Annotated in this window: 14 protein-coding genes; 7 read left to right on the forward strand and 7 right to left on the reverse strand. The window is 74.0% G+C overall.

Annotated elements, in window-relative coordinates; genetic code table 11:
* Window positions 1-554: hypothetical protein (locus tag J5Y09_RS21200; RefSeq protein WP_408904078.1), on the reverse strand; the 554-nt coding region annotated here is incomplete at its 3' end.
* A complete protein-coding gene (locus J5Y09_RS21205) occupies window positions 551-1,588 on the reverse strand; it encodes a hypothetical protein (protein ID WP_209353858.1) in 1,038 nt (345 codons plus the stop codon). The genes J5Y09_RS21205 and J5Y09_RS21200, both read right to left, overlap by 4 nt.
* A gap of 27 nt (window positions 1,589-1,615) precedes the next feature.
* Here J5Y09_RS21205 and J5Y09_RS21210 point away from each other — a divergent pair, with 27 nt between their 5' ends.
* Window positions 1,616-2,215 (forward strand): hypothetical protein, encoded by a 600-nt coding sequence (locus J5Y09_RS21210; protein WP_209353859.1) that lies wholly within the window; start codon window positions 1,616-1,618, stop codon window positions 2,213-2,215.
* 14 nt (window positions 2,216-2,229) lie between these two features.
* Here J5Y09_RS21210 and J5Y09_RS21215 read toward each other — a convergent pair whose 3' ends face one another.
* The 5 genes from J5Y09_RS21215 to J5Y09_RS21235 all read right to left on the reverse strand — a co-directional run bounded on the left by J5Y09_RS21215 (window position 2,230) and on the right by J5Y09_RS21235 (window position 6,307).
* Window positions 2,230-3,030 (reverse strand): bestrophin-like domain, encoded by an 801-nt coding sequence (locus tag J5Y09_RS21215; RefSeq protein ID WP_209353860.1) that lies wholly within the window; start codon window positions 3,028-3,030, stop codon window positions 2,230-2,232.
* Between the two features lie 71 nt (window positions 3,031-3,101).
* A complete protein-coding gene (locus tag J5Y09_RS21220) occupies window positions 3,102-3,536 on the reverse strand; it encodes a hypothetical protein (protein ID WP_209353861.1) in 435 nt (144 codons plus the stop codon).
* Window positions 3,537-3,602: 66 nt separating this feature from the next.
* Window positions 3,603-4,313 (reverse strand): hypothetical protein, encoded by a 711-nt coding sequence (locus tag J5Y09_RS21225; protein ID WP_209353862.1) that lies wholly within the window; start codon window positions 4,311-4,313, stop codon window positions 3,603-3,605.
* Between the two features lie 21 nt (window positions 4,314-4,334).
* On the reverse strand, window positions 4,335-5,396 hold the full coding sequence (locus tag J5Y09_RS21230) for a PstS family phosphate ABC transporter substrate-binding protein (protein WP_209353863.1): 1,062 nt from the start codon (window positions 5,394-5,396) through the stop codon (window positions 4,335-4,337).
* 35 nt (window positions 5,397-5,431) lie between these two features.
* Window positions 5,432-6,307: a hypothetical protein gene (locus tag J5Y09_RS21235; RefSeq protein ID WP_209353864.1), complete on the reverse strand. Its 876-nt coding sequence runs from the start codon at window positions 6,305-6,307 to the stop codon at window positions 5,432-5,434.
* 172 nt (window positions 6,308-6,479) lie between these two features.
* Between J5Y09_RS21235 and J5Y09_RS21240 the strand changes: the two genes are divergently transcribed.
* The 6 genes from J5Y09_RS21240 to J5Y09_RS21265 all read left to right on the forward strand — a co-directional run bounded on the left by J5Y09_RS21240 (window position 6,480) and on the right by J5Y09_RS21265 (window position 14,335).
* The gene (locus J5Y09_RS21240; protein WP_209353865.1) at window positions 6,480-7,067 is read left to right on the forward strand and encodes a hypothetical protein; all 588 of its coding nucleotides are present in this window, start codon (window positions 6,480-6,482) and stop codon (window positions 7,065-7,067) included.
* A gap of 118 nt (window positions 7,068-7,185) precedes the next feature.
* On the forward strand, window positions 7,186-8,154 hold the full coding sequence (locus J5Y09_RS21245) for a Bug family tripartite tricarboxylate transporter substrate binding protein (RefSeq protein ID WP_209353866.1): 969 nt from the start codon (window positions 7,186-7,188) through the stop codon (window positions 8,152-8,154).
* A gap of 18 nt (window positions 8,155-8,172) precedes the next feature.
* A complete protein-coding gene (locus J5Y09_RS21250; protein ID WP_209353867.1) occupies window positions 8,173-10,251 on the forward strand; it encodes a hydantoinase/oxoprolinase family protein in 2,079 nt (692 codons plus the stop codon).
* Window positions 10,248-11,963 carry a hydantoinase B/oxoprolinase family protein gene (locus tag J5Y09_RS21255; protein ID WP_209353868.1) on the forward strand — a complete coding sequence of 572 codons (1,716 nt, stop codon included), beginning with the start codon at window positions 10,248-10,250 and terminating at the stop codon, window positions 11,961-11,963. Before J5Y09_RS21250 ends, J5Y09_RS21255 begins: the two co-directional genes overlap by 4 nt.
* Window positions 11,964-11,971: 8 nt before the next feature.
* Window positions 11,972-13,141 (forward strand): glutathionylspermidine synthase family protein, encoded by a 1,170-nt coding sequence (locus J5Y09_RS21260; RefSeq protein ID WP_209353869.1) that lies wholly within the window; start codon window positions 11,972-11,974, stop codon window positions 13,139-13,141.
* Between the two features lie 9 nt (window positions 13,142-13,150).
* The gene (locus J5Y09_RS21265) at window positions 13,151-14,335 is read left to right on the forward strand and encodes a glutathionylspermidine synthase family protein (RefSeq protein WP_209353870.1); all 1,185 of its coding nucleotides are present in this window, start codon (window positions 13,151-13,153) and stop codon (window positions 14,333-14,335) included.
* Window positions 14,336-14,349 lie beyond the last annotated feature (14 nt).

Raw genomic sequence — 14,349 nt, forward strand, 5'->3', positions numbered from 1 at the left:
CCGGCTTCGAGCCGCGCGGCCGCGTCGCGCAGGGCGGCGAGCCCGCGCGTGCCCGCCGCGCCGATCCCCGCACCCATGCGCGCCACGCCGGCGACGCGGCGGGCGAGCCAGCCGGCATCCGGCGCGAAGCCGAGTTCCACCAGCGCCGCCGGCCCCGCCGCCTCGGCCAGGCCCCGGGCGAGGTCCGCCGCGGTCGGCGCGCCATCGGCCGCCGCGGGGGCGAGCGGCAGCAGCGCGCGCGTCGCTTCCGCATCGCCGGCCGCGAGCGCCACGGCAACCGCGAAGGCGCGCGGGAAGGGCGCGGAACGGTCGAGATGCGGCAGCACGAGTTCGATCGCGAGCAGCGGCCGCGCCAGATCCGGCCCGCCATCGACGGACATGGGCGACGCGGCCGCATGGGCGGGCGCGATCATCCGCGGCGGCGCGGCGCCATGGCTGGCGAGCAGCGCGACGGTCGAGAGCAGGCAGGCGAGCAGCGCCAGGCAGAAGGTGGCGAGCGCGTTCCAGCGGGCGAGCAGGTCCCGCGGCGGCGGATCCTGTGGCGCGTCGGTCATGGGCAGGCCTCCATCCTCCCCAGCGCGGCGAGCCGCGCGGCCAGCGTGGCGGCGGCGATGCCGGAGGCCTCGGCCGCGAGGCGGCGCTCGGCGCGCGCGATTGCGTCCAGCGCCTGCGCTTCGAACGCCGTGCGGTTGAGCGCGGCATCGACGCGGTTGAACAGCCAGTCCACGCCCCAGGCGACGCCGATGCCGCCGGCGATGCCGAACATGGTCCCGGAGGCGCCGGCCATGGCGAAGCCGAAGGCGCCGCCGGCCGCGACGACGGAGCCGACCTCGCTGATCCGCACCAGCACCGCGCCGAGCCGCGCGGCGAGCGGACGGACGGAGCGCAGGAAGGCGGCGGAGCCATCCGTCCCTTCCTCGGCGATCAGCGCCATCGGGTCGGTGGTGGCGTCGGCCTGCAGGACGGGGCCGATCGGCCGCGCGGCGGCCGCGAAATGCAGCGCATGGCTGGGCGCGGCGCCGGCGGGGGCGGCGGGCAGGCGCGCGACGCGCGCGGCGCTGGCGGCCAGCGCGGCCTCCCACGCAGCGTCGATCACCGCGCCGACATGGGCGAGGTCGTCGGCATAGCCACCGGTGGCGAGCACGGGGGCCAGCACGCGGGTGCGGAACTCGGCGCGCAGCGGTTCGGCCATCTCCTCGGCGAGGCGCGCGACGAGCTCGCCCTCGCCGGGTTCGGCGATGGACTGCGCGAGGCCCGAGGCCGCGCGCGCGAGGATGCGGTAGGAGGTGACGTAGGACTGCACCCAGCCATAGGCCCAGTCGCCGAAGCGCGGCACGCCTTCGCGCGCAGCGCCCAGGCGCATCACCGCCGCATCGGCCAGCAGCCGCGCGGCCATGGCGCGCAGCGCCTCGGCCTCGGCGGCCAGCGCCGCGGCCTCCCGCGCCTGGGTGCCGGGCGGGGCGGCGCGCAGCAGGCAGGCGCCGCCGCCGGGCGGGGTGACGGCGATGGTCTCGGCCCGTGCCGGCTGGACAAGTGCGGCGAGGCACAGCAGGAGGGCGATGACCAGCGCCGGCCAGGATCGTGGCATGATGCGGCTGGAACCTCTCGGGTGGGCATGGACGCGGATTTCGGCGGCTGGCTGCAAGGCGGGATCACGGTGGCGCTCGCGCTCGCGGCCGCGCCGCTGCTGCTGCGCCTCGGCACCGTCGCCTTCGAGCGCGTCGCCCCCCACGATGCCGAGGCCGTGCCGCTGATGCGCGTGGGCGGCATCGGGGCGGGGCTCGCGCTCGGCGTGGCGCTGCTGCTGTCCGCCCCGGATCCGGCGATCTTCCTGCCGGGCCGCGTCTTCCTCGCCGAGGCGCCGTGGAACGAGCCGCTCGCGGCCCTGCTGCTGGGCCAGGCGCTGCCGGGTGCCGGGACGATGGCGCGGCTGCTGGGCGCGATGGGCGGGGAGGGCGGGCTCGCCGCCGTCGCGGGCTGGATCGCCTGGGCGGGACTCGTGCTCGGCGCGGTCATGGCCGTGCGGCTCTGGCATGGGCCGGAACGGGCGCGCGCCTTCGCCGCCTTCCTGCTGCTGGCCGTCCACTGGGCGGCCTTCGTGCTGCTCGGCGCGCATGTCGCGGCATGGCTCGTGGCGCAGATGGGCTTCTGGGTCTTCGCGCTGCTGCTGCTGCTGTTCCAGCACCACCGCTACGCCCGCCGCCCCGCGCACTGACCCCGCCCGGCGCATCAGCGCAGGTCCATCATGGCGTGGAAGGGCGCGGGGGTGAGCAGCGGCGCGTCGCCCACATAGGGAAAGGCGAGCTTGACCGAGACCATCAGCACCGATCCCACGATCAGCGCGATCACCGCCGCCATGGCGTAGTGCATCGCCGCACTCGCCCCGCCGAAGAACCACTGGAAGGCTATGACGGCGACCGAGACGGTCAGCACCAGCATCCAGATCAGCCCCGACAGCGTGCGAGAGGTGACGGACAGCCGCGCGATCCGCGCCTCCGCGATCGTGTTCAGCCAGTTGCCGGTGGTCTGCTGGAGGGATTCCTGGGACGGCTTCTCGGGGTTGGCGTCGAGGAAGGCGCGCGTCAGCCGCTGGAAGGCGGCGTCGGATCCGTTGGAATGCACCCCCGCCTGCATCGCCGGCCAGTCCTGCGCGACGACCGTCGCGGCGTAGTTGCGGATCGCCGCGCGCATCTCGGTCCGCGTCGCGGCCTGGGCCGGCCCGTCGAAGGTGTCGGTGGCGAGGGCCAGCATGTAGAGCGCGCTGGTCTCCTGGCGCACATTGTCCCGCGCCGTCTGGAAGGTGTCCCAGGCGCCGACCAGGGTGAGCGCCGCGACCACCGCGTAGATCTCGACCACGAAGCCGTACTTCACCGCGCCGACAACCGCGTTCGCCTGGAACTCGGCATGGGTGAACAGCGCGTACATGACGCGCCCGAGCACGATGGCGATGCCGACCGGCACCGCCGTGGTCAGCAGGATGCCGAGCCAGGCCGGCAGGGCGGCCAGCGTCTGGGGCAGGACGATATCCATGGCCGGGATCCTCCGCGGCGCGGCGTGCAGCCGGGGCTTCTCCCCGGCCGGGTGGAAGGCGAGGGGCCGGCTCAGGCCTCGATCGCGCGGTACCAGCGGCGCGTGCGGATGACGCGGCCGGCGGCCTTGGGGCGCAGGTCGAGCTCCTCCATCAGGCGCTTGACGCGCTTCTGGGCATCGGCCGGCGTCACGCCGCCGCCCGCGCGCGCGCGGTAGAAGGCGACCGCGCGGTCGAAATCGTCGCGCGCGACGCGCTGGCGGCGGTCCGCCAGCGTGCGCAGCAATTCGCGGGAGGAGGCGCCGAGCTCCCCTTCCAGCGCGATCGCGTTCTCCTGCGCCGCGGTGCGCAGCACGCCGCTCGCCTGGTCGAGCGTCAGGCCGTAGCGCGTCAGCCCTTCCTCGAGCAGGCGGCGTTCCTGGTCCTGGTCGAGGAACTTGCGGCCCTGCAGCTGGAGCTTCACCAGCTCGGCGAAGCGGGCCCGGGTGGGGGTGTCGGTCGCGGTCATCGGGCGTTCTGCCTTTCGTCGCTGGGCGCCGTCCTGGCGCCGGTCTGGTCTGTCATCGGCCGTGCGTCAGTGGGTGATGGTGGCGGGCTGGATCGCGCCCGGCGACGGCGGCTGCAGGTCGAGCATCTGCCCCGCGCCCGATCCCGGGCCGCGGCCGGCCATGGCGCCGACGCGCTGGTTCAGCCGCTCGATGGCGCGCAGGATGCGGCTCGCCTCGATGCCGAGCGGCGCGTCGGTCGGCGTCAGCTGGAACTTCACGCGCGGCAGCGGGAAGAGATCCACCTCGACCTTGTCGACCGAGAAGCCGCGCAGCTCCCCGGCCTCCATGATGCCGCGCACGATGGTGCGCTGCATGGCGGAGATCGGGCCCGGGTTGCGCCTGGCGTGGCGCTCGAGCGCGCGCTCGACGTATTCGCGGTCGGCTTCCGTCAGCTCGCGCGCCTGGCCGAAGGTCAGCGACAGGCTCGGGAAGAGGCTGACGGAGGATTCGATCTCCTTCAGCTTGTAGCCGGCGATGTCCATCAGCCAGGTGAAGTCGTCGCGCGACTGCTGCTGCAGCGCCGCGCTGTGCGACCGCGCGTAGGAGCCGTGCCCGCCGCTGAAGCCGAAGCTGTCGACCAGCCCGCTCCAGAGCCGTTCGGCGCGCGCCATGACGCCGTCGTCGGACGGCAGGTCCTGCAGCGGCATCGGCACGACGCTGCGCTGCGGGCCGCCCTGCGCCAGCGCGGGCAGCGGCAGGGCGAGCAGGGCGAGGACGGCGAGGGTCTTGGCGCGCATGGGTCTGGCCTCCGGTGCCGGTCAGCGGGACATCAGGGATTGGCGTTCGGCGATGCGGCGCTGCGCCGCACGGTCCGCCGGGGCCAGCGGCACGAGGCCGGCGGCGGAGAGGTAGCCGCCGGGCCCGCCGGCATGCTCGCTCGTCACCTCGAGCATGAATTCGCGGATGCCGCGCACCACGCCCACGCCCTGCTGGTTCCGGCTGTGCTGGCGCTTGGCATACAGGTAGAAGGTGCGCGCCGGGTCGTAGTCGAGCGAGCCGATGGTGGCGGGCGAGGGCGTCACGCCATCGAGCGGCAGCGGCACCAGGTTGCCGCCGGAGGCGAGCATCTGGTCGTAGCTGACCACGGCGAGCGTGCCGGGCGGGGCGGCGAGCAGGGCCGCGACCACGTCGCCGCTGTCCACCGCGGTCACGCGCGGGTCGTTGCGCAGCGTGACGCACTTGCTGCGGCGGTAATGCGCCTCGAAGATCAGGCGGATCGGCTTGGCGTGGCGGCAGCCGGATTCGAGCACCAGGTCGTCGAACAGCGCGCGGGTGCCGCTGCCTTCCTCCGGCACGATCACGCGGATCTCGCTGCGCGGCAGGGTGGGGGCGACCTCGGACCACAGCCGCGCGGTGTTGGGGACGAACTCCTCCTCATGCGGGCGCTCGGCGGCGAGCGCTTCCCACACATGGCGCGTGGTCAGGCCCTGGATCGCCTCGCCACGGCGGGCGACCAGCACGACGGCGCCGAGGCCGACCTGCAGCTCGACGATGTCGCGCACGCCGTTGGCCGCGCAGGTTTCCTGGATGGCGCGCGGCATGCGGCGCGTGACCACGGCGAGGTCGGGCGTCTGCGGCCCGACGCCCGAGCAGAACAGCTCGAGCGCATGGGTCGAGCCGGGTGCCGAGGTGATGGGCGCGGGGACGCCCTCGTAGCGCTCGACGAAGGCGCCGATCACCGCCTGGGTCAGGCTGGCGGAGGAGGAGGAGCTGACGACGACCAGCCGGTCGCGCAGCGTGATCGAGCCCTGCTGCGCGAGGGCGGGGCCGGCCGAGAGGGCGATCGCGCCCGCGAGGATGGCGAGGAGGTTGCGGCGCACGGGGGGCTCCATGGCGGAAGGGGGCATCGGGGGGGTCAGCTCCGTACGGGGGCGGCGAGCATGCGCAGCAGCGTCTCCTGCACCGCCTGCTCGACGGCGAGCCGCGCCCCGGCCTGGGCGAGCCAGCCGGCCAGCAGCGGCTGCAGGGACGGATCGAGCGCGGTCGCGTCGCCCACCGCGGCGGCGAGGTTGCCGCGCCGGAGGTGCTGCACGACGCCCTCGATCGCCTGCTCGTGGTCGGATGGCGGGGGCGCGGCGGCGAGGCCGATGCTCGCGACCGCGCCGCGCATGGTGGTGACGGCCTGCTGCATCATGTCGCCCTGGCGCGGCACGCGCGCGACAAGCTGCGGCACCAGGGCGATGTAGCGTTCGCGCAGCTCGGCCTCGGTCGGCAGGCCGCGCGCGGCGTGGCTGAGCAGCACCTCGTTCAGCGGGGCGGGCAGCATGCCGGGGGGCGCGAGCCGCGCCATGGCCTGGTATTCGCGCAGCCAGGGGCGCGCGGTCGCGACGGAGGCCTGCAGCACCAGCGCCGCGGCGATGAAGCGTTCGCCCTGCGGGGAACGAACGGTCTCGGCCCGGTCGATCCGGCGGGAGAGGGTTTCGGTGCGCTCGGCGGCGGCGGCCTCCATGCGGCCGAGGGCGGATTCGAGCTGGCCGATGCGCGCGACCAGCGCCTCCGGCACCGCGGCGGCGGCGGGGGCGGCGGCCTGCGCCTCGGCATGGCCGACCGGTGCTACGCCGCTGCCCAGGACGATGGCGGTGGCGGCGACGCCGCAGGCGAAGCCGATGCCGGGCAGCAGCAGGCGGCGCACCGGGATGCGCGCGGCCGGCGTCGCGGCGATGGCCGGGGCCTCCGCCGGGCGCGGCGATGCGGGCGCGGTCTGCTTTCGCGGTCGGGCGCTTTTCGTCATCCGGGACCTCGGCGGTTTTCGTCGGCACGCTGCACTGCAACGACGCCACTCAAGCACCGCCCGGGTTGTCCAACCCTTAACCGCGCGACGATCCGCGGACATGCGCCGCATTGAGCGATGCTTAAGCCTGCGCGGGCTTCACTGCGGCTTGGCCCGTCGCGGACGAGCCTCGATGAGAAAGGATGACAAGATGCGGGAATGCAGCGCCGTCCTGCCGCACATGGTCCATGGCCCGGCCTGCGGTTGCGCGACCGGTCCGGTCGCGCCCGGCCGTCGCGGGCTGCTCGGCCTCGCCGCCGTCGCCGGCGTGGCGGCCCTCGCGCCGCGCGGCGCGCGCGCCGGCAGCGGCCAGTACGAGGCGATGCTGGTCAACTGCATCGACCCGCGCTTCACCACCGGCAGCTTCCTGTGGATGTCCTCCCACGGGCTGCGCGACCGCTACAGCCACTTCGTCATCGCCGGCGGGCCGATCGGCGCCGTGCATGCGCGCTTCGCCGAATGGCACGCGGCCTTCTGGGAGAACCTGGCGGTGTCGGTGCAGCTGCACAGCATCCGCCGCGTCACGGCCATGACGCATCGCGACTGCGGCGCGGCGAAGCTCGCCTTCGGCGAGGCCGCGGTGGCGACGCGCGCCGCCGAATCCGAGGCCCATGCCAGCGCGCTGCGCGCCTTCCGTGCCGAGGTCGCCCGCCGCCAGCCCGGCCTGGCCGTGTCCATCGGCATCATGGACCTGAACGGCACGGTCGACGCCGTGGCCTGACGCACCGGCGCGCGGGTTTGCGCGCGCCACGCTCCCTGCCTAGGCTTCCCGGCAGGGCGCCCCGGCCGCCGCATTCGCGGATCCGTCCGGGGGCGCGCCTGTCCGGGGGTCAGCGACCATGTCCTTCCCCATCGCGCGCCGCGCCGCGGCGCAAGGCCTGCTCGGGGGCCTCATTGCCGCCGGGCCCGCCATGGCACAGGGCTATCCGTCGCGGCCGGTGCGGCTCGTCGTGCCATTCCCGCCGGGCGGCGGCGTCGACGCCGTCGCGCGCATCCTGGCCGAACCGCTCGGCACGGCGCTGGGCCAGCCCGTCATCATCGAGAACCGCGCCGGCGCGGGTGGCGCGATCGGCGTCGACAGCGTGGCCAAGGCGCCGCCCGACGGGCACGCGCTGTCCATGGTCAGCCCGGGGAACATGACGGCGGGGCCCGTCGTGCGGCCCACCCCCTACGATCCGCTCGGGCTCGGCTTCGTCTCCATGCTCGCGCGCAGCCCGCTGCTGCTGGTCTGCCGCAACTCGCTGCCGGCGCAGGACCTCGCCGCCTTCGTGGCACTTCTGCGGCGGCAGCCGGATGCGATCCGCTTCGCCTCGGGCGGCGTGGGCACGGGCACGCATCTCGCCGCCGAGCTGATGAACCTGCGCCTGGGTGTGCGCATGGTGCACGTGCCCTATCGCGGCACGGCGCCGGCGCTGACCGACCTCGTCGCCGGCAATGTCGACATCTTCTTCAGCGACACCTCCGCCTGGCCGATGGTGCAGCAGGGGCAGCTGCGGCTGCTCGCGGTCAGTTCGGCGGCGACCTGGGCGACGTCGCCCGGCACGCCATCGGTCGGGTCGGCGGTGCCGGACTTCGACATCTCCAACTGGTACGGGCTGGTCGCCCCGCCCGGCACGCCGGCGCCGGTGCGGGATCGGCTGGCCGCCGAACTCGCCGCCATCCTCGCGCGGGCGGAGGTCGCGACCGTGCTCGGCCGCATCGGCTTCGACCCCGCGCCGATGCCCCCCGACGCCTTCGGCGCCTTCGTCCGCGCCGAGCTCGAGACCTGGCGCGCCGTCGTCCAGGCCGCCAACATCCGCGCCGACTGAGCGCGACGAAGGACCAGCATGACAGGAAGCGCGCGCCTCGCCGTCGATATCGGCGGCACCTTCACCGACCTCGTCCTCGCGCTGCCGGGCCGCAGCCTCTCGGCGAAGCTTCTCACCACGCATGACGCGCCGGAGCGCGCCGTGCTCGACGGCGTGGCCGACATCCTGCGCGAGGCCGGCATCGCGCCCGCCGACCTTGCGCTGGTGATCCACGGCACCACGCTCGCGACCAACGCGCTGATCGAGCGCAAGGGCGCGCGCACCGCGCTGGTGACCACCGACGGCTTCCGCGATTCGCTCGAGATGGCCTACGAGCACCGCTTCGAGCAGTACGACCTGTACATGGAGCGGCCCGAGCCGCTGGTCCCGCGCCCCTGGCGCTTCGAGGTGCCCGAGCGCGTCGCCGCCGACGGCACCGTCCTGCTGCCGATGGACGAAGCCGCGGTCGATCGCATCGGCGCCGCGGCGAAGGCGGCGGGTGTGGAGGCGCTCGCGGTCTGCTTCCTGCACGCCTACCAGAACCCGGCGCATGAAGCCCGCGCGCGGCAGATCCTCGCCCGCTACCTGCCGGCCGAGGCGATCTGCCTGTCGTCCGAGGTCTGCCCCGAGATCCGCGAATACGAGCGCACCTCGACCACCGTCGCCAACGCCTATGTCCTGCCGCTGATGGAACGCTATCTCGGCCGGCTGGAGGACGGGCTGCGCGCGCTGGGCGCGACCGCGCCGCTGCTGCTGATGATGTCGTCCGGCGGCATCACCACGGTCGGCACGGCGCGGCGCTTCCCCATCAGGCTCGTGGAAAGCGGGCCGGCGGGGGGCGCGATCCTCGCGCAGATCCTCGCCGCCGAGAACGGCATCGACCGCGCGCTCGCCTTCGACATGGGCGGCACCACGGCCAAGATCACGCTGATCGACGACATGAAGCCGCAGCAGGCCCGGCATTTCGAGATCGCCCGCGCGGCCCGCTTCGTGAAGGGCAGCGGCATTCCCGTGCGCATCCCGGTCATCGACATGGTCGAGATCGGCGCCGGCGGCGGATCCATCGCGCGCGTCGACGGGCTGGGCCGCATCACGGTCGGGCCGGACAGCGCGGGGTCCATGCCCGGGCCGGCCTGCTACGGGCGCGGCGGCACGCTGCCGACCGTCACCGATGCCGACCTGGTGCTGGACTGGATCGACCCTGCGCGCTTCGCCGGCGGGCACATCGCGCTGACCCCCGCCGCCGCCGCCGAGGCCTGCGCCGCCTCGGTCGCCACGCCGCTCGCCATGGCCGTGCGGGATGCGGCGCTCGGCATCACCGAGATCGTCACCGAGACCATGGCGAGTGCCGCGCGCGTGCACGCCGTGGAGAACGGCAAGGAAACGGCCGGGCGCACCATGATCGCCTTCGGCGGCGCCGCACCCCTGCATGCCGCGCGCATGGCGCAGAAGCTGGGGATGGACCGCGTGCTGGTGCCGGTCGGCGCGGGCGTCGGTTCGGCGCATGGCTTCCTCGGTGCGCCGATCGGCTACGAAGTGGTGCGCACGCGGCTGGTGCCGCTCGCGGCCTTCGACGCCGCGCTGGTGAACTCGCTGTTCGAGGCGATGCGCGCGGAAGCGGAAGCGGTGGTGCGCCTCGGCGCGCCGGGCGCGGCGCTGAGCGAAACCCGCACCGGCTTCATGCGCTATCGCGGCCAGGGGCATGAGGTGCCGGTCACGCTGCCGCCCGGCCCCTACACCGCCGACAGCCTGCCCGCCTTCCGCGCCGCCTTCGAGGCGACCTACCACGCGATGTACGGCCGCACGATCCCGCGCCTGGAGATCGAGGCGCTGACCTGGACGCTGGCGCTTGCGGAGACGAAGCCGCTGCCCGCGCGCCTCGCCGACCCGCCCGACGCCCCCGCGCCGCCGCCTTCGGGGACGCGCCGCATCGTCGACCCCGGTACGGGCGGGGTGGTGGAAGCCGCGATCCACGACCGCGCATCCCTCCCGCCCGGCGCGCGCATCATCGGCCCCGCGGTGATCGTGGAGGCCGAGACCTCCACCCTGGTCCCCGCCGGCTTCCGCGCCGGCCCGAACGCCGCCGGCCACATCCTGATCGAGAGGATCGCGCGATGAGCCGTCCCATCAACGAGATCGAGGTCCAGATCCTGTGGAACCGCCTGCTCTCGGTGGTGGAGGAACAGGCGCAGACCCTGGTGCGCACCGCCTTCAGCACCGCGGCGCGGGAAGCGGGGGACATCTCCGCCGGCGTCTTCGACATGAAGGGGCGCATGCTGGCGCAGGCCGTCACCGGCACGCCGGGGCACATCAATTCCATGGCGCGCTCGGTGGTGCATTTCCTGGATGCCTTCCCGGCCGGGACGCTGAAGGATGGCGACATCCTCATCACCAACGACCCGTGGAAGGGCACGGGGCACCTGTTCGACCTGACGGTCGTCACGCCGATCTTCCTCGACGGGCAGGCGGTCGCGCTGTTCGCCTGCACGACGCATGTGGTCGACATCGGCGGCCTCGGCGTCAGCGCCGAAGGGCGGCAGATCTACCATGAAGGCCTCTACATCCCGCTGATGTACCTCGCGCGGCAGGGCGCGATGAACGAGGACCTTCTCGGCATGGTGCGCGCCAATGTGCGCGAACCCGTGCAGGTGGTGGGCGACATCTACGCCCTGGTGGCCTGCAACGAGACCGGCGGCCACCGCCTGCGCGAGATGATGCGCGAATTCGCCCTGGCGGACCTCGACACGCTGGGGGAGGAGATCATCGCCCGCAGCCGCCGCGCCATGGCCGACGTCATCGCCAAGCTGCCGCAAGGGACCTGGTCGGCGCGCATGACCATCGACGGCTTCGAGGCGCCGGTCACCCTCGCCGCGACGCTGACCATCGCCGGCGACCGCGTGCATGTGGACTACGCCGGCACGTCCGGCCTGTCGCGCTACGCCATCAACTGCCCGATCTGCTACACCGAGGCCTACACCTCCTTCGGCGTGAAGGCCGCGCTCGCGCCCTGGATCCCGAACAACACCGGCACGCTCGATGCCGTCATCGTCACGGCGCCCGAGAACACCATCGTCAACGCGCCGCATCCGGCGGCCGTCTACGCGCGTTCGGTCATCGGCCACATGCTGCCCGACATCGTCTATGGCTGCCTCGACCAGGCGCTGCCGGAGACCGTGCCGGCGGAAGGCACGTCGAGCCTGTGGAACCTCAGCCTGCTCGCGGGCCATGGGCTGACGGGGACGGAGGGGTCCGCGACGCGCGCCTTCAACGTCACCACCTTCCATTCGGGCGGCGCCGGCGCGCGGCCGCGGCAGGACGGGCTGTCGGCCACGCCCTTCCCCTCGGGCGTGCGCAACGTGCCGGTCGAGATCACGGAAGCGATCACGCCGCTGGTGGTCTGGCGGAAGGAATTGCGCCGCGGCTCGGGCGGGGCGGGGCGGCAGCGCGGGGGGCTCGGCCAGCGGATGGAAATCGGCAGCCGCGAACACGCCGCCTTCGGCATCCAGGCGCGCTTCGAACGCGGCGTCTATCCGGCGCGCGGCCGTTCAGGCGGCGGCGCGGGGGCGACGGGGCGGCTCTCCCTCGGCTCCGGCGGCGCGCTCGCCATCAAGGGGCTGCAGATCATCCCCGCGGGCGACCGGCTGATCGTCGAGATGCCCGGCGGCGGCGGCTATGGCGACCCCTTCGCGCGCGACCCGGCGCTGGTCGCGCGGGACGTGCGCTACGGGCTGATCGAGGCCGAGGCGGCGGAAGCCGCGTACGGCGTCGTGCTCACCGCCGCCGGCGAGCCCGATCTCGCCGCCACCGCCCGGCTGCGCGCCGCGCGCTGAGCGCAGCGATGGCGCGCCCGGCCATCGAGCGCGTCGCGCTGCTGCGCAACGACGCCTTCCTGCCGCGCGCCGAGGCGCTCGGCTTCGGCTTCCACTCGCCCGACGGGCGCGAATACTGGGCGCGGGATGCCTGCTACGCGCTGGCGCCCGAGGCCGCCGCGGCGCTGGAAGCCGCGGCGCGGGAACTCGCCCCGATGCTCGACGCGGCGGCGGATGCGGTGGTCCGTCGCGGCGACTACGGCGCCTTCGGCTTCACGGACAGGCTCGCCGCGCTGGTCGAGGCCTCGCACCGCGCGGGCGAGCCGTCGCTCTATGGCCGCTTCGACTTCCGGCTCGACCCCGGTGGCGGCATCAAGATGTTCGAGTTCAACGCCGAGACGCCGGCCGCGCTGCTGGAAGCCGCCGTGGTGCAGCTCGCCTGGTTCGAGGAAACGCCGCCGGGCCCGGACACCCGCCCGGGGACCGACCAGTGGAACCGGATCGACGACGCGCTGGTCGCGCGCTGGCCCGCGCTCGGCCTGCCGCATCGCATCCACTTCGCCGCCGAGCGGGACCGGGCGGACGAGATCGCCCAGGTCGCCTACCTGATGGCGACGGCGCAGGCCGCCGGCCACGCCACCGCCTTCCTGCCGGTGGACGACATCTCCTGGGCCGAGGGGAGGGGCTTCACCGACCCCCACGGCGTGCCGCTCGATGCCTGCTTCAAGCTCTATCCCTGGGACTGGCTGGATGCCGAGGAAGGCGGGCGGCTGTTGCCGCTCGGTCGCACGCGCTGGATCGAGCCGGCGCGGCGTATGCTCCAGGCGAACAAGGCGATCCTCGTCACATTGTGGGAGATGTTCCCCGGGCATCCTCTGCTGCTGCCGGCCTCGCTCGATCGCGCCGCGATCGACGGGCCGGCGATCGGCAAGCCGGCGCTGGGGCTGGAAGGACACGGGATGCGCGTGGAGGGGGCGGATCGCGATGTCTCCACCGAGGTCGCGGAAGGTTTGCCTCCCTCGCCGATCATCTGGCAACAATGGGCGCCCCTGCCGGGACACGCGATGCCCGACGGCGTCGCCTATCCGGTCATGGGCGTGTGGATGGCGGGCGAGGAACCCTGCGGCCTCGGCATCCGGGAGGGGGACGATCTGGTGACGACGCTCGAGGATCGCTTCGTACCGCACGTGGTGCTGTAGGGCCGCGCCGTGGCCTCTGCACCCTTCGAGCGCATGCCGCTGCGCTCGCCGCCGGCGGCGATGCAAAGCCTGTCCGATTTCGGCCTGCTGCAGCTCGGCCCGGACGACCAGCCCTATTGGGTGACGGACGGCGCCTATGTGATCGGCGCGAAGGCGGCGGGCGCGCTGCTCGATGCCGCGTCGAGCATCGAGGCGCTCTGCCTGCAGGCGGTGGAGGAGATCGTCGCGAGCGGCGACTACGCCCGCTTCGGCATCGCGCGGCCGGAAATGCAGGCCGCCATCGCGCAATCCTGGCGCGCCAAGGACGCGCCGCTGCACGGGCGGATGGATTTCTCCTTCGCCCCCGACGGCACGCCGATGCTGCTCGACTACGAGGCGGACTCGCCCTACGGCCTCGCCGAGGCGTCGCATGTGCAATGGGGCTGGTTCGAATCCTGGCGGTCGGTGTCCGGCAAGACATCGGATTCGCAGGAGAACCTGATCTTCGAGAAGCTGTCGGCGCATCTGCCGCGCATGGGCCTGCCGCCGCGCTTCGCCATCGCCTGCGGCGGCGCGACGGGCAGCGGCGGCGCCCCGGCCGATACGAGCGAGCGCTTCGACGCCGACTTCCTGGTCGAGATCGCGCAGGCCGCGGGGATGTCGCCGCGCATCTGCGCCATCGGCCAGGTCGGCTGGGACCTCGACGCGCAGCGCTTCACCGACGACCGCGACGAGACGCTCGACGCGCTCATCAAGATCTACCCGTGGGAGTGGATGGAGCGCGAGCCGAACGCGGCCTTCCTGCCCTTGAGCCGCACGCGCATCCTCCCCGGCGCCTGGACGCGCCTGCTGGCCGACAAGACCATGCTGGCGCTGCTGTGGCACATGGCCCCGGGCGCGCCGCACCTGCTGCCGACCTTCCTCGAACGCCCGACGACGGGCGCCTTCGTGGCCAAGCCCTGCCGCGGCTGGGACGGGGAGCATGTGACGCTGCCCGGCCAGCCCGTCGGCGACGTGCCGATCGCCGAGGTCGGCCCGCTGCTCTACCAGGCCCATTGCCCGCTGCCCGTCTTCGATTCCGGGCGGGGGCCGGTGCATGCCGCCGTCTCCGTCTGGATGGTGGGCGGGGAACCGGCGGGCCTTTCCTTCCGCGAATCGCGCGGCCCCGTCACCGGGGCGGATGCGCGCTTCGTGCCACACATCCTGCGCGGCTGACGCGCGAGCCCGGG

Source organism: Roseomonas nitratireducens (assembly GCF_017813355.1).
In the GTDB taxonomy this organism is placed as follows: domain Bacteria; phylum Pseudomonadota; class Alphaproteobacteria; order Acetobacterales; family Acetobacteraceae; genus Neoroseomonas; species Neoroseomonas nitratireducens.

What these genes read in the sequence shown, in the direction of transcription:
- J5Y09_RS21245 (WP_209353866.1), top strand. Translation starts at nt 7,186, where the DNA reads ATGTCCTTCCCCATCGCGCGCCGCGCCGCGGCGCAAGGCCTGCTCGGG.
- J5Y09_RS21215 (WP_209353860.1), bottom strand. Translation starts at nt 3,030, where the DNA reads ATGGATATCGTCCTGCCCCAGACGCTGGCCGCCCTGCCGGCCTGGCTC.
- J5Y09_RS21235 (WP_209353864.1), bottom strand. Translation starts at nt 6,307, where the DNA reads ATGACGAAAAGCGCCCGACCGCGAAAGCAGACCGCGCCCGCATCGCCG.
- J5Y09_RS21240 (WP_209353865.1), top strand. Translation starts at nt 6,480, where the DNA reads ATGAGAAAGGATGACAAGATGCGGGAATGCAGCGCCGTCCTGCCGCAC.
- J5Y09_RS21260 (WP_209353869.1), top strand. Translation starts at nt 11,972, where the DNA reads ATGGCGCGCCCGGCCATCGAGCGCGTCGCGCTGCTGCGCAACGACGCC.
- J5Y09_RS21255 (WP_209353868.1), top strand. Translation starts at nt 10,248, where the DNA reads ATGAGCCGTCCCATCAACGAGATCGAGGTCCAGATCCTGTGGAACCGC.
- J5Y09_RS21220 (WP_209353861.1), bottom strand. Translation starts at nt 3,536, where the DNA reads ATGACCGCGACCGACACCCCCACCCGGGCCCGCTTCGCCGAGCTGGTG.
- J5Y09_RS21205 (WP_209353858.1), bottom strand. Translation starts at nt 1,588, where the DNA reads ATGCCACGATCCTGGCCGGCGCTGGTCATCGCCCTCCTGCTGTGCCTC.
- J5Y09_RS21225 (WP_209353862.1), bottom strand. Translation starts at nt 4,313, where the DNA reads ATGCGCGCCAAGACCCTCGCCGTCCTCGCCCTGCTCGCCCTGCCGCTG.
- J5Y09_RS21250 (WP_209353867.1), top strand. Translation starts at nt 8,173, where the DNA reads ATGACAGGAAGCGCGCGCCTCGCCGTCGATATCGGCGGCACCTTCACC.
- J5Y09_RS21210 (WP_209353859.1), top strand. Translation starts at nt 1,616, where the DNA reads ATGGACGCGGATTTCGGCGGCTGGCTGCAAGGCGGGATCACGGTGGCG.